This is a genomic window from Streptomyces sp. Z423-1, assembly GCF_013009255.1.
Classification (GTDB): domain Bacteria; phylum Actinomycetota; class Actinomycetes; order Streptomycetales; family Streptomycetaceae; genus Streptomyces; species Streptomyces gossypiisoli.
Window position 1 is genome coordinate 2025075 of the sequence record NZ_CP053109.1, and the last position, 21294, is coordinate 2046368.

Annotated in this window: 22 protein-coding genes and 1 pseudogene; 7 read left to right on the forward strand and 16 right to left on the reverse strand. The window is 72.2% G+C overall.

Translation table 11 applies throughout. The features are described from left to right. Positions 1-7 precede the first annotated feature (7 nt). Both HJD23_RS09260 and HJD23_RS09265 read right to left on the reverse strand, forming a co-directional pair. The gene (locus HJD23_RS09260) at positions 8-2584 is read right to left on the reverse strand and encodes a polynucleotide kinase-phosphatase (RefSeq protein WP_171116252.1); all 2577 of its coding nucleotides are present in this window, start codon (positions 2582-2584) and stop codon (positions 8-10) included. Beyond that, a complete protein-coding gene (locus HJD23_RS09265; RefSeq protein ID WP_171116253.1) occupies positions 2581-4038 on the reverse strand; it encodes a 3' terminal RNA ribose 2'-O-methyltransferase Hen1 in 1458 nt (485 codons plus the stop codon). Before HJD23_RS09265 ends, HJD23_RS09260 begins: the two co-directional genes overlap by 4 nt. Before the next feature lie 195 nt (positions 4039-4233). Here HJD23_RS09265 and HJD23_RS09270 point away from each other — a divergent pair, with 195 nt between their 5' ends. Both HJD23_RS09270 and HJD23_RS09275 read left to right on the forward strand, forming a co-directional pair. Then, positions 4234-5088: a DUF4232 domain-containing protein gene (locus tag HJD23_RS09270; protein ID WP_171116255.1), complete on the forward strand. Its 855-nt coding sequence runs from the start codon at positions 4234-4236 to the stop codon at positions 5086-5088. Next, a complete protein-coding gene (locus HJD23_RS09275) occupies positions 5088-5570 on the forward strand; it encodes a hypothetical protein (protein ID WP_197972485.1) in 483 nt (160 codons plus the stop codon). The genes HJD23_RS09270 and HJD23_RS09275 overlap by 1 nt, the downstream gene beginning before the upstream one ends. Positions 5571-5612: 42 nt before the next feature. Here the strand turns inward: HJD23_RS09275 and HJD23_RS09280 are convergent, their stop codons facing one another. Further along, positions 5613-6536, reverse strand: coding sequence for an LLM class F420-dependent oxidoreductase (locus tag HJD23_RS09280; RefSeq protein ID WP_171116257.1), 924 nt, complete (start codon positions 6534-6536; stop codon positions 5613-5615). Between the two features lie 262 nt (positions 6537-6798). Between HJD23_RS09280 and HJD23_RS09285 the strand changes: the two genes are divergently transcribed. After that, entirely contained in the window at positions 6799-7005 is a 207-nt protein-coding gene (locus HJD23_RS09285; protein ID WP_171116258.1) for a hypothetical protein, read from the forward strand. A gap of 83 nt (positions 7006-7088) precedes the next feature. On the opposite strand, the gene HJD23_RS09290 is transcribed toward HJD23_RS09285, so the two are convergent. The 4 genes from HJD23_RS09290 to HJD23_RS09305 all read right to left on the reverse strand — a co-directional run bounded on the left by HJD23_RS09290 (position 7089) and on the right by HJD23_RS09305 (position 9774). Further along, positions 7089-7559: a DUF6099 family protein gene (locus HJD23_RS09290; RefSeq protein ID WP_171116262.1), complete on the reverse strand. Its 471-nt coding sequence runs from the start codon at positions 7557-7559 to the stop codon at positions 7089-7091. Positions 7560-7772: 213 nt separating this feature from the next. Continuing rightward, entirely contained in the window at positions 7773-8126 is a 354-nt protein-coding gene (locus HJD23_RS09295; protein ID WP_171116264.1) for a nucleotide pyrophosphohydrolase, read from the reverse strand. Next, positions 8123-9298 carry an ATP-binding protein gene (locus HJD23_RS09300; RefSeq protein WP_171116266.1) on the reverse strand — a complete coding sequence of 392 codons (1176 nt, stop codon included), beginning with the start codon at positions 9296-9298 and terminating at the stop codon, positions 8123-8125. Before HJD23_RS09300 ends, HJD23_RS09295 begins: the two co-directional genes overlap by 4 nt. 83 nt (positions 9299-9381) lie before the next feature. Further along, positions 9382-9774, reverse strand: a complete 393-nt coding sequence (locus HJD23_RS09305; protein WP_171116268.1) for a cell division protein SepF — start codon at positions 9772-9774, stop codon at positions 9382-9384. A gap of 208 nt (positions 9775-9982) precedes the next feature. Between HJD23_RS09305 and HJD23_RS09310 the strand changes: the two genes are divergently transcribed. After that, positions 9983-10396 carry a VOC family protein gene (locus HJD23_RS09310; protein ID WP_171116270.1) on the forward strand — a complete coding sequence of 138 codons (414 nt, stop codon included), beginning with the start codon at positions 9983-9985 and terminating at the stop codon, positions 10394-10396. 6 nt (positions 10397-10402) lie between these two features. On the opposite strand, the gene HJD23_RS09315 is transcribed toward HJD23_RS09310, so the two are convergent. From HJD23_RS09315 to HJD23_RS09330, 4 genes are all read right to left on the reverse strand, one after another. Continuing rightward, positions 10403-11398 carry a PDR/VanB family oxidoreductase gene (locus tag HJD23_RS09315; RefSeq protein WP_171116272.1) on the reverse strand — a complete coding sequence of 332 codons (996 nt, stop codon included), beginning with the start codon at positions 11396-11398 and terminating at the stop codon, positions 10403-10405. A 10-nt stretch (positions 11399-11408) separates the two neighbouring features. After that, positions 11409-11597 (reverse strand): hypothetical protein, encoded by a 189-nt coding sequence (locus HJD23_RS09320; RefSeq protein ID WP_171116274.1) that lies wholly within the window; start codon positions 11595-11597, stop codon positions 11409-11411. Next, positions 11594-12646, reverse strand: a complete 1053-nt coding sequence (locus HJD23_RS09325; RefSeq protein WP_171116276.1) for an aromatic ring-hydroxylating dioxygenase subunit alpha — start codon at positions 12644-12646, stop codon at positions 11594-11596. Before HJD23_RS09325 ends, HJD23_RS09320 begins: the two co-directional genes overlap by 4 nt. Positions 12647-13056: 410 nt before the next feature. Further along, entirely contained in the window at positions 13057-13944 is an 888-nt protein-coding gene (locus HJD23_RS09330) for an IclR family transcriptional regulator (protein WP_206352692.1), read from the reverse strand. 218 nt (positions 13945-14162) lie between these two features. Here HJD23_RS09330 and HJD23_RS09335 point away from each other — a divergent pair, with 218 nt between their 5' ends. Beyond that, entirely contained in the window at positions 14163-14312 is a 150-nt protein-coding gene (locus HJD23_RS09335) for a DUF305 domain-containing protein (RefSeq protein WP_240980670.1), read from the forward strand. A gap of 43 nt (positions 14313-14355) precedes the next feature. On the opposite strand, the gene HJD23_RS09340 is transcribed toward HJD23_RS09335, so the two are convergent. The 4 genes from HJD23_RS09340 to HJD23_RS09355 all read right to left on the reverse strand — a co-directional run bounded on the left by HJD23_RS09340 (position 14356) and on the right by HJD23_RS09355 (position 19060). Further along, a complete protein-coding gene (locus HJD23_RS09340; RefSeq protein ID WP_171116277.1) occupies positions 14356-15153 on the reverse strand; it encodes a VOC family protein in 798 nt (265 codons plus the stop codon). 149 nt (positions 15154-15302) lie between these two features. Then, complete coding sequence (locus tag HJD23_RS09345; protein ID WP_171116279.1) at positions 15303-16907, reverse strand: bifunctional 3-(3-hydroxy-phenyl)propionate/3-hydroxycinnamic acid hydroxylase; 1605 nt, start codon at positions 16905-16907, stop codon at positions 15303-15305. Positions 16908-17006: 99 nt separating this feature from the next. After that, positions 17007-17981 (reverse strand): fumarylacetoacetate hydrolase family protein, encoded by a 975-nt coding sequence (locus HJD23_RS09350; RefSeq protein WP_171116280.1) that lies wholly within the window; start codon positions 17979-17981, stop codon positions 17007-17009. Beyond that, positions 17978-19060 (reverse strand): VOC family protein, encoded by a 1083-nt coding sequence (locus HJD23_RS09355; protein ID WP_197972482.1) that lies wholly within the window; start codon positions 19058-19060, stop codon positions 17978-17980. The genes HJD23_RS09350 and HJD23_RS09355 overlap by 4 nt, the downstream gene beginning before the upstream one ends. A 163-nt stretch (positions 19061-19223) precedes the next feature. Here HJD23_RS09355 and HJD23_RS09360 point away from each other — a divergent pair, with 163 nt between their 5' ends. Beyond that, positions 19224-19859 (forward strand): TetR/AcrR family transcriptional regulator, encoded by a 636-nt coding sequence (locus tag HJD23_RS09360; protein ID WP_171116282.1) that lies wholly within the window; start codon positions 19224-19226, stop codon positions 19857-19859. Between the two features lie 122 nt (positions 19860-19981). On the opposite strand, the pseudogene HJD23_RS09365 reads toward HJD23_RS09360, so the two are convergent. Then, positions 19982-20968, reverse strand: a pseudogene (locus HJD23_RS09365) (PTS transporter subunit EIIC); the annotation flags it as partial. Here HJD23_RS09365 and HJD23_RS43660 point away from each other — a divergent pair. Further along, on the forward strand, positions 20889-21167 hold the full coding sequence (locus HJD23_RS43660) for a hypothetical protein (protein ID WP_206326591.1): 279 nt from the start codon (positions 20889-20891) through the stop codon (positions 21165-21167). The pseudogene HJD23_RS09365 and the gene HJD23_RS43660 overlap by 80 nt on opposite strands. Positions 21168-21294: the final 127 nt, after the last annotated feature.

The window sequence follows — 21294 nt, forward strand, 5'->3', positions numbered from 1 at the left end:
ACAGGCGCTACAGCCGCGGGTCCACCGGCTCCGACTCCAGCGCCAGCACCCCGAACACCGCCTCGTGCACCCGCCACAGCGGCTCGCCCTCGGCCAGCCGGTCCAGGGCCTCCAGGCCGAGCGCGTACTCGCGCAGCGCCAGCGACCGCTTGTGGTTCAGGAACCGGGAGCGCAGCCGGGCCAGGTTGTCCGGGCGGGTGTACTCGGGACCGTAGATGATCCGCAGGTACTCACGGCCCCGGCACTTGATGCCGGGCTGCACCAGACGGCCCTGCTTTCCCCCACTCTCGGCTTCGCTCGAGCGGGGGGACCCCCATCGCACCACCGCGCCGACCGGCTTGACGACCATGCCCTCGCCGCCCCGGCCGGTCATCTCCAGCCACCAGTCGATGCCCGCCTGGACCGACTCGGGGTCGCCGGTGTCGACGTACAGCCGCCGGGTGGTCTGGAGCAGACCGGTGCCGTCGTGCTCGACGAGGCGGTCGAGCAGGGTGAGCTGCTCGTCGTGCGGCAGGGCGGCGAGGCTGCGGCCCTGCACGGCCAGGATCTGGAACGGCGCGAGGCGTACGCCGTCCAGGCCGTCCGTGGTCCAGCAGTAGCGCCGGTACGCCTCGGTGAACGCCGCCGCGTCGGCCGCCCGCTCCCGCTGGCGCGTCAGCAGGCCGGTGACGTCGACGCCGCGTGCCGCCGCCCCCTCCAGGGCGGCCAGCGCACCCGGGAACACCGCCCCGGAAGCCGCGCCGACGGCCGCGTACTGACTGCGCAGCAGCCCGGACGCCTTCAGCGACCACGGCATCAGCTCCGCGTCGAGCAGCAGCCACTCCGTGTCCAGCTCCGCGAACAGGCCCGCCGACTCGACCGCCGACCTGAGCCGCCCGAGGATCTCCTCGGTGACCGACTCGTCGTCGAAGAACGGGCGGCCGGTCCGGGTGTAGAGCGAACCCGTGGGACCGTCCACGCCGAACCGCTTCCGCGCCACCTCCGCGTCCCGGCACACCAGCGCCACGGCCCGCGATCCCATGTGCTTCTCCTCGCACACGACCCGCGCCACACCGTCGTCCTTGTACTGCGCGAAGGCCTCGGCCGGGTGCTCCAGATAGCCCTCGACGTGGGAGGTGGCCGTCGGTGCCATCGTCGGCGGGAGGTACGGCAGCAGCCGCGGGTCGACCGCGAAGCGGCTCATGACCTCCAGGGCCGCCGCCGCGTTCTCCTCACGGACCGAGATCCGCCCGGCGTACCGGGTCTCCACGACCCGCCGACCCTGCACGTCCCCCAGGTCCAGCGGCCGCCCGTCCTGCCCGCCCGGCGCCTCGGAGCGCAGCGGCTTGACCGGCTCGTACCAGACCCGCTCGGCCGGTACGTCGACCAGTTCCCGCTCCGGCCAGCGCAGCGCGGTGAGCTTGCCGCCGAAGACCGCGCCGGTGTCCAGGCAGATGGTGTTGTTCAGCCAGGTGGCCTCCGGGACGGGGGTGTGGCCGTACACCACGGCCGCCCGGCCGCGGTAGTCCTCCGCCCACGGGTAGCGCACCGGCAGCCCGAACTCGTCGGTCTCGCCGGTCGTGTCGCCGTACAGGGCGTGCGAGCGGACCCGGCCGGAGGTGCGGCCGTGGTACTTCTCCGGCAGACCGGCGTGGCAGACGACCAGCTTGCCGCCGTCGAGGACGTAGTGGCTGACCAGCCCGTCGAGGAACTCCCGTACCTGCTGCCTGAACTCCTCGCTCTCGCCCTCCATCTGCTCGATGGTCTCGGCGAGCCCGTGGGTGTGCTGGACCTTGCGGCCGCGCAGATAGCGCCCGTACTTGTTCTCGTGGTTGCCGGGCACGCAGAGCGCGTTGCCGGACGTCACCATGGACATCACGCGGCGCAGCACACCGGGGCTGTCCGGGCCGCGGTCGACGAGGTCGCCGACGAAGACCGCCGTCCGGCCGTCGGGGTGCACCCCGTCGACGTAGCCCAGCTTGCCCAGCAGCGACTCCAGTTCGGCGGAGCAGCCGTGGATGTCGCCGATGATGTCGAACGGGCCGGTGAGGTGGGTGAGGTCGTTGAAGCGCTTCTCGGTGACGACGGTGGCGCTCTCGACGTCCGCCACGCCGCGCAGGACGTGCACCTTGCGGAAGCCCTCGCGCTCCAGGTGGCGTATGGAGCGGCGGAGTTCGCGGATGTGCCGCTGGATCACCCGGCGCGGCATGTCGGCCCGGTCGGTGCGGGCGGCGTTGCGCTCGGCGCACACCTCCTCGGGCACGTCGAGCACGATGGCGATGGGCAGCACGTCGTACTGGCGGGCCAGCTCGATCAGCTGCCGCCGGGCGTCCGACTGCACGCTGGTCGCGTCGACGACCGTGCGACGGCCGGCGGCCAGGCGCTTGCCCGCGATGTAGTGCAGGACGTCGAAGGCGTCGCGGCTGGCGCTCTGGTCGTTCTCGTCGTCGGAGACGAGGCCGCGGCAGAAGTCGGAGGAGATCACCTCGGTGGGCTTGAAGTTCCTGCGGGCGAAGGTGGACTTGCCGGAGCCGGAGGCGCCGACGAGGACCACGAGGGAGAGGTCGGTGACGGGCAGGACACGGCCCTGGTGTGTCTCGGTCATGCTGCCTTCGCCTCCTTCCGCATGGTGAAAACGGCCATCTGCGTGGGCGGGCCGACCTCCGGGTCGTCCGGTCCGACCGGCCTGAACCCGACGTCGTATCCGTGCCGTTCGGCGACCGCGTCCGCCCAGGCGCGGAACTCCTCGCGGGTCCACTCGAAGCGGTGGTCGCCGTGCCGGACGTGTCCGGCCGGGAGGCTCTCCCAGCGGACGTTGTACTCGACGTTCGGCGTGGTCACGAGGACCGTGCGGGGGTGGGCGGCGCCGAACACGGCGTATTCCAGGGCGGGCAGCCGGGGCAGGTCGAGGTGCTCGATGACCTCGCTGAGCACGGCGGCGTCATACCCCTTGAGCCGTTTGTCGGTGTAGGCGAGCGAGCTCTGGAAGAGCTTGACGCGCGCGGCCTGCCGCTCCCCCATGCGGTCCAGCTTCAGCCGCCGGGAGGCGATGGTGAGCGCCCGCATCGACACGTCGACACCGACGATCTCGGTGAACCGCACGTCTTTGAGCAGCGTCTGCACCAACTGGCCCTGCCCGCAGCCTAGGTCGAGGACCCGGGCGGCGCCCGACTGCTGGAGCGCGGCCACGATCGCCTCCCGCCGCTGCACGGCGAGCGGCGTCGGCTTCTCCTCCTGCTCGGTCTCGGCCTCGACCGCGTTGTCGAGGTCCTCGACCTCGCTGTCGTCGGCCTCGGCCAGCCGAACCAGCTCCAGGCGCTCCATCGCCTCACGGGTCAGCGACCAACGCCGCGAGAGGTAACGGCTGGTGATCAGCTTCTGCTCCGGGTGGTCCGGCAGCCAGCCCTCACCGGCCCGCAGCAGCTTGTCGACCTCGTCGGAGGCGACCCAGTAGTGCTTGGCGTCGTCGAGGACGGGCAGCAGGACGTACAGGTGGCGCAGGGCGGCGGCGAGGGTCAGCGCCTCGGACTCCAGGACGAGACGCACGTACCGCGAGTCGCCCCACTGCGGGAACTCGGTGTCCAGCGGCACGGGTTCGGCCGTGACCGCCCACCCGAGCGGCTCGAAGAGGCGTCGTACGAGATCCGGGCCGCCGCGTGCGGGCAGCGCGGGCACCTCGATGCGCAGCGGGAGCGGCTCGGCGGCGCGCTCGGGGCGGGCGGTGCACACCCCGCGTATCGCGCTGGAGAAGACGCCGCTCAGCGCGACGGCGAGCAGCGAGGAGGCCGCGTACGGGCGGTCGTTGACGTACTGCGCCAGGGCCGCGTCGGGTGCGCCGCCCCGGCCCTTGCCCTTGCCGCGCCGGACCAGTGCCACCGCGTCCACCTCCAGCAGCAGCGCCGCCGTGCAGCGTTGGGCGTCGGCCTCGGGGTAGAGGACGTGCGCCGTGCCGTAGGAGGTGGAGAACGCCTGCGCCTTGCCGGGATGCTTGTGCAGCAGGAACCCCAGGTCGGTCGCGGGGCGTTCTTGGGTGCCGGTGGTACTGATCGTCAGGAACACGGTGGTTGCCTCGAAAGGGTCTGAAGTGCGGGTATGCATGCCCGCGGGTCCCTGACAACGTACCGACAACAAAGCGACACCACCTGGGATTTTCCGCTCGGCCAAGGCTGGGCGCCGGTCGGCTGTGACAGGGCTGTGACCGGAGGGGTGGCTTCCGTCACAGCTCGACGGGGCCGGTGCTGATCAACTCGGCGGATGCGCTCCCTCCTTCTCCCCCTCTCCGCCCTGCTGCTGCTCACCGCGTGCGGCACCCAGCAAGCCGAGTCGGCGAGCGGCGGTTCGGCCGCCCCGTGCCCCGCCGACCCGTCGTGGACGGAGCGGAGCGGGGTCAGGATCACCGGCCTGAGCGGGCCCGCGTGCGACCGCGTCGAGTTCGAGATCACCCACGAGGGGACCGAACCCTTCACGTACACCGTCTCCTTGGCCTTCGCGAAGGAGACGGGTGAGGCGATGTCCACCGGGGAGGAGACAGTGGAGTCCGTCGAGCCGGGTCGCCCGGTACGCCGGACCGTCGTCATGACCGGCGGCGGGGAGCGGGTCTCGATCTCCCAGGTCAGGAGCGTGCCCACCGCCGAGGCCCCCTCCAAGGGAGGTGCGTGCCCGGCCTCGGGGGTGCGGGTGTACGCCGATGAGGGCAACGCCGCGATGGGGCTGCGGGTCGTGGGGCTGCACTTGGAGAACTGCGGCACTGAGCCGTACCGGCTCAACGGCTACCCGGAGGTCCGGATCCTCGACGAGGAGCACGAGCCCGTCGAGGGCGTGCGGATCCTCAAGGGCGGGGATGCCATCGCCTCCGGCACGGGAGCCGACGCCCCGCCCCGGCCGCTGACCCTGGCGCCAGGCGAGCGCGCCTGGGCCGGTCTGGTCTGGCGCAACACCACGCAGTTCGGCGAGGCGGTCAACGCCCCCTACGTGCGGACCTGGGCGAAGCCCGGCGCCGCGCCCGTGACGGTGATCCCGGAGCTGGATCTGGGGACGACGGGGAAGCTCGGGGTGGGCGCCTGGCAGAAGGAGGAGCAGGAGCGGCAGCAGGAGAGGCCGGGGAGCTGATGGGCGACTGGTTCCTGCTCCTGCTGCTGATCATGGTCGGTGCGATCACCGCGTTCGGCCTGTGCGGCTACGCCTTCAGCAGCCTCTCCGCCCAGGGCATCCGTCGGGCGGACAGGGCCACACGGTTCCGCTTCGGCGCCGCCCTCGCCGGAGCCGCGGCCGCCGCCCTGTACGCCTGGGGGGCGCTGCATGTGTTCGGGGCGCATGTGGAGGTGGAGGACGGCGGTACGGGCTCCTCGCCCATCCGCCCGTGCCTGGCGGCCGGGGGCCCGGAGAAGGCGGCCGTGACGCTTAGCACCAGCGTGCACGTGGTCCCGATCCGGCTGATGTGCCACACGAAGACGGGCGAGAGCTACCCGGCGGGGGTCCCCGGATACGTCAACCCCGCCGTCGCGTTCCTCGCCCTGTCCTCGGCCCTGCTCGCCGTCGGGGCGGGGTATGCGTCCGAGCTGAAGGCGCGGGAGCAGGGGCGGAAGGGGTGAGGGACGCGGCGGCGGGGTCGGCGGCCCCGGCCCCGGCCGGCCTTACGACAGCTGGGTCTGGACCTGGTGGGAGATCAGCTCCAGGTGGTCCAGGTCGTGCAGGTCGAGAAGCTGGAGGTAGATCCGGCGGGAACCGGTCTCGGCGTAGCGGCCGATCTTGTCGACGACCTCGGCCGGGGAACCGGCCAGGCCGTTGAGCTTCAGCTCGTCGACCTCGCGGCCGATCGCGGCGGCGCGGCGGGCGACCTCCTGGTCGTCCTTGCCGACGCAGACGACGAGGGCGTTGGAGTAGACGAGGTCGTCGCCCTTGCGGCCCGCCTCCTCGGCGGCGGCGCGGACCCGGCCGAACTGGCGCTCGCTGTCCTCGACGGAGGCGAACGGCATGTTGAACTCGTCGGCGTACTTGGCGGCCAGCTTGGGCGTGCGGGTCGCGCCGTGGCCGCCGATGAGGACCGGGATCTTCGGCTGGGTGGGCTTGGGCAGCGCGGGCGAGTCCTTGAGCTCGTAGTACGTGCCCTGGAAGTCGAAGGTCCGGCCGACCTCCGTGGACCACAGCCCGGTGACGATCTCCAGCTGCTCTTCGAGGCGGCCGAACTTCTCCTTCGGGAAGGGGATGCCGTACGCCGTGTGCTCCTGCTCGAACCAGCCCGCGCCCAGGCCGAGTTCGATCCGGCCGCCGGACATCTGGTCGACCTGCGCGACCTGGATGGCGAGCACGCCGGGCAGCCGGAAGGTGCCGGCGGTCATCAGCGTGCCGAGCCGGATGCGCTTGGTCTCACGGGCGAGTCCGGCGAGCGTGATCCAGGCGTCGGTGGGGCCGGGCAGGCCGTCCACGGAGCCCATCTTCAGGTAGTGGTCGGAGCGGAAGAAGGCGTCGAAGCCGAGGTCCTCGGTGGCCTTCGCGACGGTGAGCAGGGTGTCGTAGGTCGCCCCCTGCTGGGGCTCGGTGAAGATTCGAAGATCCATGCCTCCATCCTGCCTGTTCGGGATTGCGGGCGACCCATCGGTTCCGGCGGCCGTCGCGCGGGGCGCCGCCGCGTCCCCGCCGAGGGTGAAATACGTCAACCCCGTTCACGGGTGCGCGCCCGTGCCAGTGACCCGCTCGGGTGATGATCGTTGGCTCGGGCGGAGCCGGACCGCCCGGCGCCCGCACCGGCCCCTCGACGCCGTCGACGCCGGAGCGACACCCGCACCGGCCTCCCCGGGGGGCCAGGCCGAGGAGGCCGTCATGTCGGAAGAGACCGTGCCGCAGCAGGGCGGGGGCGACGCCCAGCCGAAGGGGCTGCTGCAGCAGATGGAGGAGCTGATGGCGGCGCTGAACGCGGACTTGTCGGCCCTGGACGCGGACCTGCAGGCGGCGGGCACGAACAGACCGGCCCCGTCGGCGCCGGAGGAGCGGGGGGCCGAGCCTCCGGAGGGGCTGGGGCGGATCTAGGCGGATCCAGGGGAGGGGGAACCAGCGGACGGGGAATCAGAGGACAGGGGAACCAGGGGACAGCGAACCAGGGGACAGGGAACCTAACCCGCCTCGCGCGCGGGTACAGCCTGCTCGCGGTCCGCCAGTTTGCGCAGCATCTCCAGGACCCGGTCCCTCGACTCGTCCGCCGCGTCGATGGCTTCCATGCACTGCCAGTACGTCCCCTCGTCGGGGGCGGCGCAGGTGATGCCGACGAGGGCTATGCCCACCTCGCCGAGCAGGCTGCCCAGGTAGAGCAGGGCCTGGCGGGCGTCGCCCAGCTCGGTGAGCTGGGCCGCGCGCAGCTCACCGGGGGCCAGCTCCGGGGCGTCCAGCACACCGCAGCCGCGGCCCGCCAGCTCGGTCAACCCCAGAGCCTCACCGCGCAGTTCGGGCGGGCCGAAGACCGCGAGGCGGCTGCCGATCGCCTGGGCCAGGGCCTGCGCCTGCCACACCTCCGTCAGGATCTCCGCCACCTCGCCGCTTCCCGCCAGGGCACGCCTGCTCGTCAGGATGAGTCGCACCGCGTCCATGCGCTGCCCCCGTCTGTCCCGACGCGCTCTCTCCGCACGTCTGCCCGCACTCCCTTGTTCACTACCCAGCGTGAGGGCGCCTGAGACGAAAAGCCAGTGGAAGACGGAAATCTGTGGACAACAATTCGGATTCAGTTCGGAATTTGAATACAGAGCGTGAAAGTGGAGCAGCGTCCTCCAACGCCTCGGTTGTCCCCTGCCGGGTAGGCGTGTTCACGGGCCCTCCGGCGCCGGGAACCGCTCCTCGTTGCGGTCGATCTTCGCGGCGAGCGCGGCCAGCGGGTCGATGCCGAGCACCTCGCACAACTGGAGCAGATACGCCAGCACATCGGCGACCTCGTCCCTGACGCGGTGCGCGGTGTCGGGGTCGGCCATGACGCGGGCGGACTCCTCGGGCGTCAACCACTGGAAAATCTCGACGAGTTCGGAGGCCTCGACGCTGAGCGCGGCGACCAGGTTCTTGGGTGTGTGGTACGGCTGCCAGTTGCGCGCGGCGGCGAACGCGGCGAGCCGACGCTGGAGGGCGGCGAGGTCCGGCGGTTCGGGATGTGCTGACTGTGCTGTCACGGCTTCAGGTGTACCACCGTGATCCCGTCCTCCCCCGCCGCCCACGAGACGTCGCTCACCGCGCCGACGCAGCGGATGTGCCCGCGCCCGCCCATCCGGGCGGCCAGCCGCAGCAGTTCGGTGCGCTGCGGCACGTCCAGCGAGCGGTCGAACCCGTCGGCGAGCAGCGTGAGCGTCTGCAGCGCGGCGGGCACCTCGCCGACCGGGTCGACGTCGAGGACGCCGGGCCCGGTGAACAGCACCAGGGCGAGCGCGACGTACCTCAACTCCCCGTCGCCCAGTCGCCCGAAGCCGGTCCGGTACCCGTCGCCGCGGTCGAGGCTTCCCCGGATCGTGCCGTCGGCCGCCGGTTCGGCCAGTACGTCCGCCACGCTCCCGGCGCAGCCGGCCCGTACCGCCGCGACGAACTGCCCGTGCCGCCGCACGCACTCCTGCCGCGTGCGCCACAGGACGTCGGCGAGGTTGTCGCAGCCGCCGAGGAGGCGCCCGGAGCCGGTCGGCACCGGCGTGCGCATCCGCTCGGGCAGCGGATCGCAGGCGAACACCGACCGCAGCGCCACCACCATCTGCTCGGCGGCGGCGAGCACCTGCCGCTGCCCGTCGGTCTTGCCCGCCACACGCAACGGCAGCAGCGCGGTGCCGAGCCGGTCGTCGGGCAGCGGTGCCCGCGTCACGGGCGCCGACCCCCCGGTGTGCCACGCGGCCTGCACGGCACGCCGGCCGGGATCGCGCAGGGCCGTCTCCAGCAGCACGAGCCGACCGGACGTCAACCGCTCGCCCACGATGCGCAGTTCGGGCTCGACCTGTACGGCGACGTCGAGCCGTACCGGACCCTCGGGACCGTCCGTCGTACAGCCGATCCGGAAACCGCGCCGCCGCTGGGCGTCCGGCCGTGCCCGCTCCGGCACGCAGGCGACCGGGTCGGGGAACACGTCATGGAGCCGGGCGCCGCCACCGAGCCGGGCCAGCGCCTCGTAGGCCCGCAGCGCGGTCGTCTTGCCGGAACCGCTCGGCCCGGCGAGCAGCGTGCACGGCCCGAGCGGGAACCGGGCCCCGCGGTGCCCGGCGAACGCGGACAGCCGCAACTCCGTGACGCACGGCCGCTCCGGACATCCGGGGCCGGAGGGGAGGGGGGCGTGGGGCGGGGCGGTGATGGTGGGGGACGCGGCCATGTCCGGACCGTAGAAGACCGCGACACGGCCGAACCGTTCCGCCGGTGGGACCTTCCTACGATCGGGCGAAGACGGCGTGTCCCTTACACCCCGGGAACGCCCGCCGCCCCCTCCATCAGCCCCTGGACCTCGGTCCCGGGCGGGGTCAGCAGGAACACGTTGCGGTCCACGCGGTGCATCCCGCTCGACAGGCCGAAGACGACGCCCGTACTGAAGTCCAGGACCCGCTTGGCGACTTCCGTCTCGGCGCCGGTCAGGTCGAGCAGCACCAGGACACCGGCCATCAGGGTCTCGGCGACCTCGCGGGCGTCCGCGAAGACATTGACGCGCAGGACGACGAAGCGGCGGCGGGCCTCGGTCTGCGCCTCGGGCAGCGCACGGTGGTCCACCGCCGACGGCCAGGCGTCCCGGCCCCGCAGCGGCACGACCTGGGCGAGCCCTTCCCACTGTTCATCGGTGACATCGTGGCTGTTCACCGGCTCCCCCCATCTGCCTCGCTTATCGCCTGCACCAGCCAATTCTTACGCGATGTCACCCGTTCGGCCGAACAGCGACACGCTCCGCGACAGTCCCGTTGACTCGATGCACCGACGCCGTGACGGCGTAATGGCGTGGACAGGCCGTTGTCAGTGGCCCCGGCTAGGGTGCGGAGCAATGGCCGTCCGCTTGCTTCGGGAGGTTCTCATGGCTTCGCGACTCAACCCGTATCTCAACTTCGAAGGCGACGCCCGCCGGGCGATGGAGTCCTACCAAGAGGTTTTCGGCGGCACCCTGTCGCTCAACACCTACGGCGAGCTCGGCGGCCAGTCGGGCACCGCCGACGCCGACATGATCATGCACGGCATGCTGGAGACACCGAGCGGTTTCACCCTGATGGGCGCGGACACCCCCGGCGAGGACTTCAACCGGGGCAACGCCTACTCGATCGCCCTGACCGACGACGACGAGGCCGAACTGCGGGGCTACTGGGAGAAGTTGTCGGCGAGCGGCTCGGTGTCCGTGCCGCTGGAGAAGCAGATGTGGGGCGATGTGTTCGGCATGTGCACGGACCGCTTCGGCGTCGCCTGGATGGTCAACATCAGTGGGCAGCAGGGCTGAGCGGGCTCACAGGTCCAGGACCAGCCGCGGGCAGGCGGCACGAGAGACGCAGATCATCATCGTGTCGTGCGCGGCCTGCTCGTCGGGGGTGAGCAGCGAGTCCCGGTGGTCCACGGTCCCGGCCAGGACCGCGGTCTCGCAGGTGCCGCAGGTGCCCTCGCGGCAGGAGGACAGCACCTGCGCACCGGCCTGCTCGACGGCGTCCAGCACGGACGTGCCGGGCGCGACGGTGAGGGTCCGGCCACTGCGGGCGAGCTCGACCTCGAACTCGCCGTCCATCTCCTGGGTCGTGGCCTTGGGTGCGAACCGCTCGACACGCAGCGCACCGGCCGGCCAGGAGGCGCACCGCTCCTCCACCGCCCGCAGCAGCCCCTCGGGGCCACAGCAGTAGACGAGGGTGCCGGGGCGCGGGGTGCCGAGCAGGGTGTCGAGGTCGGGCAGTCCGTCCCGGTCCTGGGGCACGAGCCGCACCCGGTCGCCGTACGCCTGACGCAGTTCCGCGTGGAACGCCATGGTGGCGAGGCTGCGCCCGCCGTACACCAACTCCCATTCTCCGCCGCACTGTTCGGCCTGCCGGACCATGGGGAGGATCGGGGTGATGCCGATGCCGCCGGCCAGGAAGAGGTGGCGGGGTGCGGGGTGCAGCGGGAAGTTGTTGCGGGGGCCGCGGACCCGCACCGGGTCGCCGGCGGTAAGGCGGTCGTGGACCTCGGCGGAGCCGCCCCGGCCGTCCGGGGCGCGCAGCACGGCCACCTGCCAGCGGGTGCGGTCGGCTGGATCGGAGCAGAGCGAGTACTGCCGTACGAGGCCGGAGGGGAGACAGAGGTCGAGGTGGGCGCCGGGCTGCCAGGGGGGCAGCGCAGCGCCGTCGGGGCGGGTGAGGGTGAGGCGGACGACGCCCTCGGCGAGGTGGTCCCGGGCCGCGACGACGAGGGTGAGTTCCTGCTCGTGGTCGGGCTCCGCGGCGGTGGGCGGAGCGGTGCTCACGGTGGTCACGTGCATCTCCGGACGGTCAGGAGGCGGCGGGCGAGGCGGCGGTGTACGGGCTGCTGTGGCCCTCCGGGTGGGCGAGCAGCCAGTCCCACAGCGCCACGGGGTCCTCGAACTCCCGCTCGTCGCCGCAGTGGCAGACTGCGAGCAGGCGGTCGGTGCCGGGGACCCAGTGGATGCGGTACACCTCGCCCTCGGTGAGGGTGTTCATCGGGCCGCCGCCGGGGAGTTCTCGGCGGCGAGCCGGGCCAGGATGCGGCGGGCGGCGAGGCCGCCGGTGTCGATGTTGATGGACAGCTCCTGGTAGCCGGGCTTCTCGGTGTCCAGGGCGCGCTGGAGGGCGTTGAGTGCGACGACGTCCTGCATCACCACGGTGTGGTTGCTGGACCGCAGGTAGTCGGTGACCTCCTGGTCGTCGAGCGCGAAGTCGCGGGCCACGGCCCAGAAGTCGTACGTCGACTTCTCGGTGGACGGCGTGATGCCGTACACCACCTCGACGTGGAAGGCGTCCGGGTCGCTGCCGTCCGGGCGGGGGGCGGGGGTGCCTACGGGGGCGACGCGGGAGTGCAGCAGGTAGAGGGCGGGGGCGTGGTACTCGATGTCCTGCCAGCGGGTGATCCGGCCCTGGATGCCGGTGGAGTTGGCGTAGAACGGCGGGCACTCGGCGTCGTCCATGTGCCGGCTGACCCGTACGATCGCGGACTTGTCGTCGACCTCGGTGGTGATCGGGGTCTCTGCGACCTCGGGGGTGCCGATGTAGCCGCCGTGCAGGTAGGTCTCGTGGGAGAGGTCGAGGAGGTTGTCGACGAGCAGGCCGTAGTCGCCCTCGATCGGCTCCATGCCGCACACCGTGGTGTAGTGGGGCGAGTCGAGCCAGGGGGCGCGGGGCGGAAGGCTGTCGCCGGGCTCGCGGTCGCCGATCCACACCCACACGAAGGAGTCCTGCTCGACGACGGGGTACGTGGCGAGGCGGGCGGTGCGTGGCACGCGGGTCTGGCCGGGGACGCGGACGCAGACGCCGTCGGTACCGTACGTGAAGCCGTGGTAGCCGCAGACCACCTTGTCGCCCTCCAAGCGGCTGGGGTGCTCCGACAGCGGGAAGCGGCGGTGCACACACCGGTCGGCGAGGCCCACGGCACGGCCGTCCTCGGTGCGGTACAGCAGGATCGGCTCACCGAGGACGGTACGGCCCAGCAGCTCCCGGCCGACCTCGTGGGCGTAGGCGGCGACGTACCACTGGTTGCGCACGAATGCGGTCACTGGCGTTCCTTTCGTTCGGCTCACGCGAAGGCTGGTCACTGGACCGGGGACGCGGGCTGGCGAACAGGGGCGCGGGAGCATGCCATGGCAGCCCTCCGTCGCCCCCGTCGCCCCGTCGCCGCCGGCTCGGTCCGACGTCCGGCGCACGACGGTCGGGGCAGGTGATGCGGTACGGCGGCTCGGCCGCGCCCCGGGGTGCGGCGGATGCGGGGATTCTGGCCGGGCGGGCGACGGGGGGCGAGGGGGTTTCCCGGATGCCGGGAAGGAATCGGGGCGGGGCGGAGGGGGACCTGTCCGGTCACGCGTCTCGAGTGGCAGAAGCTCACCCCAGCCGAACCCGGCGAACGCATCCCGGCCCCCAGAAGGTCACCCCACCCGAACACGGCGAACGCACCCCGGCCCCCAGAAGCTCACCCCTCCCGAGTCGCCGAAGGCACCCCGCAGGTGCAGTCCTCCCCCACCAGGCACTGTGTGGCCTCCCGGGCCGGTGGGGCGGTGGGCTGGGTGCCCAGAGCGCGGGTGATGGCTCGGGCCGTGGTGCAGACGAGGGGTGCCAGCACGTGCGGTGAGCGGGGGCGGCCCTCGCAGTGGCGTACGACCAGGGAGACCGCGGCGACCACGCCCTCCCCCGGCCCGTACACGGGAGCGGCCACGGAGAGGGCGTCCATGGTGACCTGCCGGTCGCTGACGGCGTAGCCGACGCGGCGGATGTCGCCGAGGACGCGGCGCAGGACCTGCGGATCGGTGAGGGTCCGTTCGGTGAAGCGGCGTACGGGCCCGGCCAGTACCTCGTCCTGCACCTCGCGCGGCGCGTGCGCGAGCAGGACGAGGCCCACTCCGGTCGCGGTCATCGCGAAGCGACCACCGACCCGGGTGAGCACGGGCACCGCACCGGTCCCCCGGATCCGCTCCACGAACACCAGCTCGGTGCCTTCCCGCACCGCGAGCTGCACGTTCTCCCCGGTGCTCTGGAACAGGTCCTCCAGATACGGCAGCGCCCGCTCCCGCAGCCCGGGCCCGCGCGGCGCGAGCGCGCCCAGCTCCCACAGCCGCAGCCCCACCCGGTACCGCCCGTCCGCGCCGCGCTCCAGCGCGCCCCACTCCAGCAGCGGACCGAGCATCCGGTGCACGGTCGAGGTGGGCAGCCCGCAGCTCCGCGACAGCTCGCTCAGCGTGAGCGCGGGCCGGGCGGGACTGAACGCACCGAGCACCCGCAGCGCCCGGCCCAGCACGGGCCCCGGCGCGGCCCGGCTCCCGCCGTCCGATCGGTCCGACGCCGACTCGACGGTCGTGTCCACCCCGTGCCCACCTCCTCGGCTCACGCGAAACGACCCGGTCAGACGTGAGTCTGCGGCACGGCGCACCCGGCGTCGAGGCTCCCGACGACAACGGCGGGACCGGCCGGGACCGCAGCCCTCCTGCTCAGCGGAGCGCGATGCGCCCGACCGCGGGGGCCGCGCAGGCCAGGGCGAGCACCTGACGGCGGTTCAGGCGCTCCTTTAGGAACAGCAGGTGCGTGGTCGAGCACCATGAAGGCGCGGTCGGGATGGCCGGGAGCGAGATCGAGAACGGCGCCCACGAGCCCGCGAAGGAGCTGGCCGAGGCCGTTGTCACGGCCCAGGCCGATGAGATCACCCGGATGAACAAGCTCCTCGGCCGGCGGTAGACGCAAGGGCGGGGACCGGCTGAGTCGCCCTCGCCCAGAACGCTCAGCTCTGGGTGGGCGTGAGCACGACGAAGTCCGCGTTGGACGGGTCGACGCAGACGGCCAGCCGACCGACGCCCTCGGCGTCCTCCGGTCCCATCTGCACGCTGCCGCCGTTCTCGGTGACCTGGGCGACCGCGGCGTCGCAGTCGGTGACGTGGAAGACCGGGTGCCAGTACGGCCGCCCGTTCGCCAGCGTGAGGTTCTCCGCGGGGAGCTGCATGAGGCCGCCCTGCATGCGCTCCTCGGGAAGCCCGGCGGGGGTGATGAGGGTGTACGCACCCTCGCCCCCCGGCAGTTCCATGTCGCTGAACTGCCAGCCGAAGACGCCGCCGTAGAACTCCTTCGCGCCCGCGGCGTCGGTCGTGTACAGCTCGGTCCAGGACAGCGACCCCGGCTCGTCCGCCAGTTCGAAGCCCGCGTTCTTCCCCGGCTGCCAGACCGCGAACTGGCCCCCCAACGGGTCGCTGTACTGCGCCATCCGACCCCAGTCGTCGAGGTCTCTCGGCGGGACCCGCACCGTGCCGCCCGCGCGCTCCACGGCCTGGGTCGTGGCGTCCGCGTCGGTGACGGCGTAGTAGATCATCCAGGCCGAGCGCGCGCCCTCCTCGGTGAGCTTGCCGAGCCCGGCGACGGTCTTGCCGTCCTTCCGGAACATCCCGCCCTCCATGTCCTCTCCCTCGCCCATGGACTCGTACTCCCAGCCGAGCACCGCGCCGTAGAAGGCCGCGGCGGCCCGGACGTCGGGGGCACCGAGGTCGAGCCAGCAAGGGGAGCCGGGAGTGAGGTCAGTCGTGATCACGGCGATTCCCTTTCGCAGGTCCAGTCTGAGACCAGCGTGACACCCGGCACTGACAATCGCGCGTCAGCGTTATCGCGGCCGGAACGGGGCGCACGGAGGGCCGCGCCCGGGCGGGCTTCGGGTTCGGCGCGGCCATGGTGGGGTGCTCCTCAACGCGTTGCGGTTGCGGGGCGGCGGGACGTGTACAGCAGCGGCGCCCAGGCGGACGTACGGGTGAGTCCGCCGCCGGCTGCCGGAACGATGCTCATCACGACCCGGTCGGGACGCAGCAGGACGGCGTCCGCCCGGGCGGCCCGCAGCCAGGCCCCGAGGGTTCCGTCGTCGATGACGGCCGTGTCCCCGGCGGTGGCGCCGTCGGGGACGTCGATGCGGACCATCCGGGCGCCGAGCGCCTGGGCGACGGCCCGCACGGCCGGGGCGGGCGGTACGGCGGACAGGAGGGCGAAGGAGTCGCCGAGCGCGTCGTCGAGGCGGGCGCGCCCACGGTCCGTCGTCACCCACGGCTGGGGGACGAGGGTGGTGTCCGTCGGGCGGCGGCCGTGGTGCACCAGGGGGCCGCGGCCCAGCGCCGGGCTGAGGCCGTGCTCGGTGAGGTACGCGGTGAGCGCGGGGACACGGCAGACCGCGCCGAGCGCGGTGCGGCGTACGGCGGCGGCCCTGCCCTGTCCGCCGGTCATCGCCCAGCCCGTCGCCATTGCGAGCCGGATCATGCGCCGGGCATGCGGCTTGCGCTCGTTCTGGTAGGAGTCGAGGAGGCGGTCGTCCGCGCCCTGTTCCAATACCCGGGCGAGCTTCCAGGAGAGGTTGTAGGCGTCCCGCAGACCCGAACACAGGCCCTGCCCGATGAACGGCGGGGTCAGGTGCGCGGCGTCGCCGAGCAGGAAGACCCGGCCCCGGCGCCAGCGGTCGGCGACGCGTGCCCTGAAGGTGTACCGCGCCTGCCGTATCACCTCGAAGCCGTCGCCGTCGTACGGCAGCTCCACCCAGGGGGCCACCAGTTCCCGCAGGTCCTCGGAGCCCGCGCCCAGCCGGAACTCCCAGCGGTAGCGGTCCTCGCCGATCCGCATGAAGGTCCCCGGCCGGGCGGGGTCACAGACCTGGTCGACTCCTTCCCAGCCGCGTACCGGCAGATCGGTGCGCACGTCGACGACCGTCCAGGTCTCCTCGAAACGCAGGTCCTCCCATACGGCGCCGATCGCGTCGCGGGTGAGGCTGCCCGCGCCGTCGCAGCCCAGGACGGCGTCCGCCCACAGGTGCTCCACCACGTCCGTGGCCTCGTCGCGCAGCGTGACCCGCACCCCGCCACCGGGGACGTCCTGTTCGACGGCGACGACCTCCACTCCGCCCCGCAGCTCGCACGCGGGATGACGGGCCAGCTCGCGGCGCAGCAACCGTTCCAGTTCGGGCTGGTCGAAGAGGGTGGTCTGGGGGAAGCCGTGGTAGCCGTGCGGGTCGTCCCGCCGGAACTCGGCCATCACCCGGTGCCGGGCGTCCAGCAGCCTGAGGCCACCCGCGGGGCGGGCGATGGCGGTGAACTCCTCGTGGATGCCGACGGCCTGGAGGATCCGGCGGACCTCGTCGTCCATGGCCACGGCGCGTGGCAGCGGGTACACGTCCCGGTGCCGCTCCAGCAGGACGCTGCGCACCCCGCGGCGGGCGAGCAGGATGGCGGCGGTGACACCGACCGGGCCCGCCCCGACGATGACCACCGGCGCCGTCCGGGCGGCGCTGCCCGGGTCGGCCTGTGCTTTCATGTCCGGCTCGCTTCTTGTGTTACTCGGCTGTCGCGCTACTCGGCTGTCGCGCTACCCGGCTCTCTCGTTACTCGGCTCTCTCGTTACTCGGCTCTCGCGTTACTCGGCGTCCGCGACGGCGGTGCGCTGCTCGCCGAGGTCGATCCGCCCGTCCGGGGTGGCGATGGTGGCGGTGATCAGATCGCCCGTGTGGAGGTAGCGCGGGTTGCGGGCCTGGCTGTTGAAGAACGCCTTCCACTTCACGGCGGGCGGCAGCAGCGCGCCGATCTTCTCCACCGCCTTGGGCGGGGCCTTCAGCGCCGTACCGCCGGGCGTGCCGGTCAGGAGCAGATCGCCCGGGTCGAGGGTCTGGAAGCGGGCCAGCAGGGTCAGCGCCTCGGCGGGACGGACGATCATGTCGGCCAGGGTGCGGTCCTGGCGCAGGTCGCCGTTGACACTCAGCCTCAGCCGCAGGTTCAGCAGATGGGCGAAGTCCTCCGGCTCCAGCAGGGCGAGATACGGCCCGGTGGGCGTGAAGGTCGGGTACGACTTGCTCTCGTAGAACTGCGTCTTGGTCAGCTGTACGTCGCGGGCGCTGACGTCGTTGGTGATGACCAGCCCGGCGACGTACGAGGGCAGGTCCTGCTCCGTGACGACGGTGCCGAGCGGCAGCGGCGCGCCCATGACGAGGCCGAGTTCGATCTCGTAGTCCAGGAACTTCACGTGCGAGGGCCGTACGACGGTGTCGGCCGGGCCGCTGACCGAGCCGGAGGCCTTGCGGAAGAAGGTGGGCGGGATCTCTCCGGTGAAGCCCGAATCGCGGGCGTGGCTGCGGTAGTTGACCATCTGGGCGACCACACGGCAGGGGGTGGTGACCGGGGAGAGCGCCACCAGGTCGGCGACGGGCGTGCCGGTCGCGTCACGCGCGGCGGCCGCACGGGACGCGCCACGGTCGGCTTCACGGACGGCCTCACGGACGGCTTCGCGGTCGGCGAGCAGCTCGGCCGTGGTGGCCGCCTTGGTCTCGACACGGGTGGCGCGGTCGCCGCGGACGACCCACCAGCCGTCGGCGGTGCGCAGGACGTTGGTGCTCATGAGTTCATCGCTTTCAGCAGGCCCAGCAGTCGCGCCGGGTCGAGTTCGTTGTCGCCGCGCAGGGCGTGCAGCACTTCGCGGACCTTCGCGGGAGAGGGCTTCGTACCGAGGAAGTCACGCGTGACCGGCGGTCCCCACTGGGCGAGCCCGCTCGCGGACATGGGCGCCCAGCCGGGCTCGACGTCGCACGAGAACAGGTCGCCGTCCGCGAAGTGCTCCAGCAGGAAGTGGTCCGGGTCGCGCCAGTAGTCGAAGAGCTGGCTGCCCTGGAGGTGCCGGCCGATGCCCCAACTGCGCCGGTAGCCACGCTCTGTGAGGTACTCGCCGCCGGTGGCGATCGCGTCGAGGTCGGTGACCTGGTAGGCGGAGTGGACGTAGCCGGTGCCGGGACCGAGGTGCATGGCCAGCGTGTGGTGGTCGGCGGGCACGCTTCCCAGGTCGCAGCGGATGAACGCCATCGTCGGGCCCCGGTCGCGCTGCCCGTCCAGGAACAGGAAGTCCGACACGATCATGCCGAGCGTGTCCAGGTACCAGTCCAGGGCGCGGGCGAACACCCGTGTCTCCAGCACCACGTGCCCCAGCCGCTGAACGCGGGACGGCTCACGCGGCGGACGCTGGGTGGCGTTCGTACGGCGGTGCTCGGTGCCGAAGTTGAGGAGCAGCGGCTGCTGCTCGGGCAGCGCGGGCAGCCGCTCGGCACAGTGCACGACCCGCACCGGGAACCCCGAGGGGTCCAGCAGGTCGACAGCCTTCCCGCCGCCCGGCACGTTCGCGTCCCGTACGGCGGTGCCGGTGGCGCGGGCCAGCCGGTCCAGGTCGGCCCGCTCGGCGGCGCGGAACGCCGGGCCGATGAACCGGGAGGTACGCCCCCTGCGGATCACCATGCAGGGGGTACCGGCGAAGGTGCCGCGCAGCCACAGCTCCCGCTCGGTGCGGGCGGCGACGGCGAAGCCGAAGTCGCGGGCGAACACCTCGGCCCGGTGCAGGTCCGGCTTCTCGAACTCCAGCCAGGCCAGATCGGCCACCTTGATCACCGGGTTGCGGGAACGCCCGGGGTGGGTGCTGTGGGGGTCAGGCATGTGCCCTCCGTGGCTCGTGCGGCAGGGTGGCGCGGCGTCCCTGATCAGCAACCATCCCTACTATCTGAGCAAATCATCATCTCTGACTAGTTCCCCGTCAACGGGTTCACCCAATAATTCTGATGAATCCATCAGTACTGGTGGTCATGGATAGACTTGCCCCATGCCGACGTCAGCCCCGCCCAGCAACCGGTTCGAACGCCGCCGCGCCGCGACTCGGCAGGCACTCATCCGTGCGGCCCGGCAGATCCTGGCCGAGTCCGGCGACACCGGCGTGAGCATCCAGGCGATCGCGGACCGGGCGGACGTCGGCTTCGGCTCCTTCTACAACCACTTCGAGTCCAAGACCGCCCTCTTCGACGAGGCGGTGCTCGACGCCCTCGACGAGTACGGCCGGGCGATCGACGAACGGCTGGAAGGCGTCGACGACCCCGCCGAGCGGGTCGCGTTCGGTGTACGGCTCAGCGCCGGGATGGCCGAGACGCACCCGGAGATCATGCGGATCCTGCGCCACCGCGGCCTCGGGCACATCCACTCCGACCGCGGCCTGTCGCCCCGCGCGCTGGGCGACCTGAAGACGGGAGCAGCCTCGGGCCGCTTCACCTTCACGGACGCCGAGATCGCCCTCTCCGCACTGGGCGGCAGCCTGCTGGCCCTGCTGGATCTGCGCCTCACCCGACCGGACACCGACAGCGGCGCGGCGGCCACAGCCATGGCGGAGATGATGCTGCGCATGCTGGGGGTCCCCTCGGACGAGGCCCGGGAGATCGCCGGGCGGCCCCTTCCAGCAAGCGACTGACACTTCGGCGGGCGGCCCTTACGCGAGCCGGGCCGTCCCCTGGGTGGTGTGGGGCACCGTCAGGATCGAACGGCGCCCTTCCTCTGCTGTCGTCCCTGTCAGCGGGCCGGGGCGCCGGTCGGCGCCACCGTCTGGCCGAGCCCACGGTCTCCGTCGAGCAGCGGGAAGAGCGCCCACCCCGACGGGCCGATCGCGGTGGAACCGACGTCGGTGCCCAGCTGGTTGAAGAGCCCCACGAACGCACCGCCGAGCGCTCCGCCCGCGCAGGCCGTGATGAACGGACGGCCCAGGGGCAGGGACACGCCGTAGAATAACGGCTCGCCGACACCGAGGAACCCGGGCCACAGGGCGGACTTGATGGTCGTACGGATGGAGGTGTTGCGGTGCAGCCGGAGGTAGACGGCGATCGCCGCGCCGACCTGGCCTGCGCCGGCCATCGCGAGGATCGGCAGCAGAACGGTGTAGCCCTGCTGCTCGATCAGGGTCGTGCGGATCGGGATGAGCGCCTGGTGCAGGCCCAGCATGACCAGTGGCAGGAAGAGACCGCCGAGGACCACTCCGGCACCCGCACCACCATGGGAGAGCAGCCAGTTCGCGGCCTCGCCGATCTTCGCGGAGACCTCACCGGCGACGAACATCAGCCCGAAGAGGGTGGCCAGTCCGGCCACGAGCACGGTGAGGGTCGGGGTGACCAGGACGTCGATGGACTCAGGAACCCAGCGGCGGCACCACTTCTCGATCTGTACGCCGAGCCATGCCGCACCCAGGGCACCCAGCACGCCGCCCTGCCCCGGGGAGAGATCCTGACCGAACGCCTCCACGTTGGCCACGCCTGCGTAGACGATGATGGCGGCGACCGCGCCGCCCAGGATCGGCGTACCACCGAACTCCTGCGCCCTGTTGTAGCCGACGAACACGGCGATCAGCGCCATGAACCCGGAGGCCATGGCGGCGAGGGCGGGGGTGATCCCGGGCAGCCAGCCCAGGTTGACGAGCAGACCGTTGAGGCCGGCGATGATGCCGCATCCGATGAGGGCGGGGATCAACGGCACGAAGATGTTCGCGATCCGGCGCAGCAGGAGCTTGAAGGGGCTGGCGTTCCTCGCCCTCACGGCGTCCGCCCAGTCGTGCAGGGCCGAGTCGTCGCTCGCGCCGAACGGGATCACCGACCCCGGGCGGGAGGGGATCGCGCTCCTCGACCGCCATCAGCACCGCAAGCAGTACGTCGTGGTCGTGGCAGCGGGCGGCGTCGGTGACATCGACGGCGAACCTGCCGTCGATCGCCCGGTACTCACGATGGCGACCTGAAGCGTCCGCCGGGTGTCCTCTTGAGATCTTGCCGGAGCCGCTCAGGACGTAGGAGACGGTACTCGGCGCCATACCCCCCGTTCGGCAACGTCCTTGACGGTGGCCATCCTCGCCCCTGTCTGCCCGT

What these genes read in the sequence shown, in the direction of transcription:
- HJD23_RS09260 (WP_171116252.1), bottom strand. Translation starts at nt 2,584, where the DNA reads ATGACCGAGACACACCAGGGCCGTGTCCTGCCCGTCACCGACCTCTCC.
- HJD23_RS09270 (WP_171116255.1), top strand. Translation starts at nt 4,234, where the DNA reads ATGCGCTCCCTCCTTCTCCCCCTCTCCGCCCTGCTGCTGCTCACCGCG.
- HJD23_RS09275 (WP_197972485.1), top strand. Translation starts at nt 5,088, where the DNA reads ATGGGCGACTGGTTCCTGCTCCTGCTGCTGATCATGGTCGGTGCGATC.
- HJD23_RS09280 (WP_171116257.1), bottom strand. Translation starts at nt 6,536, where the DNA reads ATGGATCTTCGAATCTTCACCGAGCCCCAGCAGGGGGCGACCTACGAC.
- HJD23_RS09285 (WP_171116258.1), top strand. Translation starts at nt 6,799, where the DNA reads ATGTCGGAAGAGACCGTGCCGCAGCAGGGCGGGGGCGACGCCCAGCCG.
- HJD23_RS09290 (WP_171116262.1), bottom strand. Translation starts at nt 7,559, where the DNA reads ATGGACGCGGTGCGACTCATCCTGACGAGCAGGCGTGCCCTGGCGGGA.
- HJD23_RS09300 (WP_171116266.1), bottom strand. Translation starts at nt 9,298, where the DNA reads ATGGCCGCGTCCCCCACCATCACCGCCCCGCCCCACGCCCCCCTCCCC.
- HJD23_RS09310 (WP_171116270.1), top strand. Translation starts at nt 9,983, where the DNA reads ATGGCTTCGCGACTCAACCCGTATCTCAACTTCGAAGGCGACGCCCGC.
- HJD23_RS09315 (WP_171116272.1), bottom strand. Translation starts at nt 11,398, where the DNA reads ATGCACGTGACCACCGTGAGCACCGCTCCGCCCACCGCCGCGGAGCCC.
- HJD23_RS09320 (WP_171116274.1), bottom strand. Translation starts at nt 11,597, where the DNA reads ATGAACACCCTCACCGAGGGCGAGGTGTACCGCATCCACTGGGTCCCC.
- HJD23_RS09345 (WP_171116279.1), bottom strand. Translation starts at nt 16,907, where the DNA reads ATGAAAGCACAGGCCGACCCGGGCAGCGCCGCCCGGACGGCGCCGGTG.
- HJD23_RS09350 (WP_171116280.1), bottom strand. Translation starts at nt 17,981, where the DNA reads ATGAGCACCAACGTCCTGCGCACCGCCGACGGCTGGTGGGTCGTCCGC.
- HJD23_RS09355 (WP_197972482.1), bottom strand. Translation starts at nt 19,060, where the DNA reads ATGCCTGACCCCCACAGCACCCACCCCGGGCGTTCCCGCAACCCGGTG.
- HJD23_RS09360 (WP_171116282.1), top strand. Translation starts at nt 19,224, where the DNA reads ATGCCGACGTCAGCCCCGCCCAGCAACCGGTTCGAACGCCGCCGCGCC.
- HJD23_RS43660 (WP_206326591.1), top strand. Translation starts at nt 20,889, where the DNA reads ATGAGGGCGGGGATCAACGGCACGAAGATGTTCGCGATCCGGCGCAGC.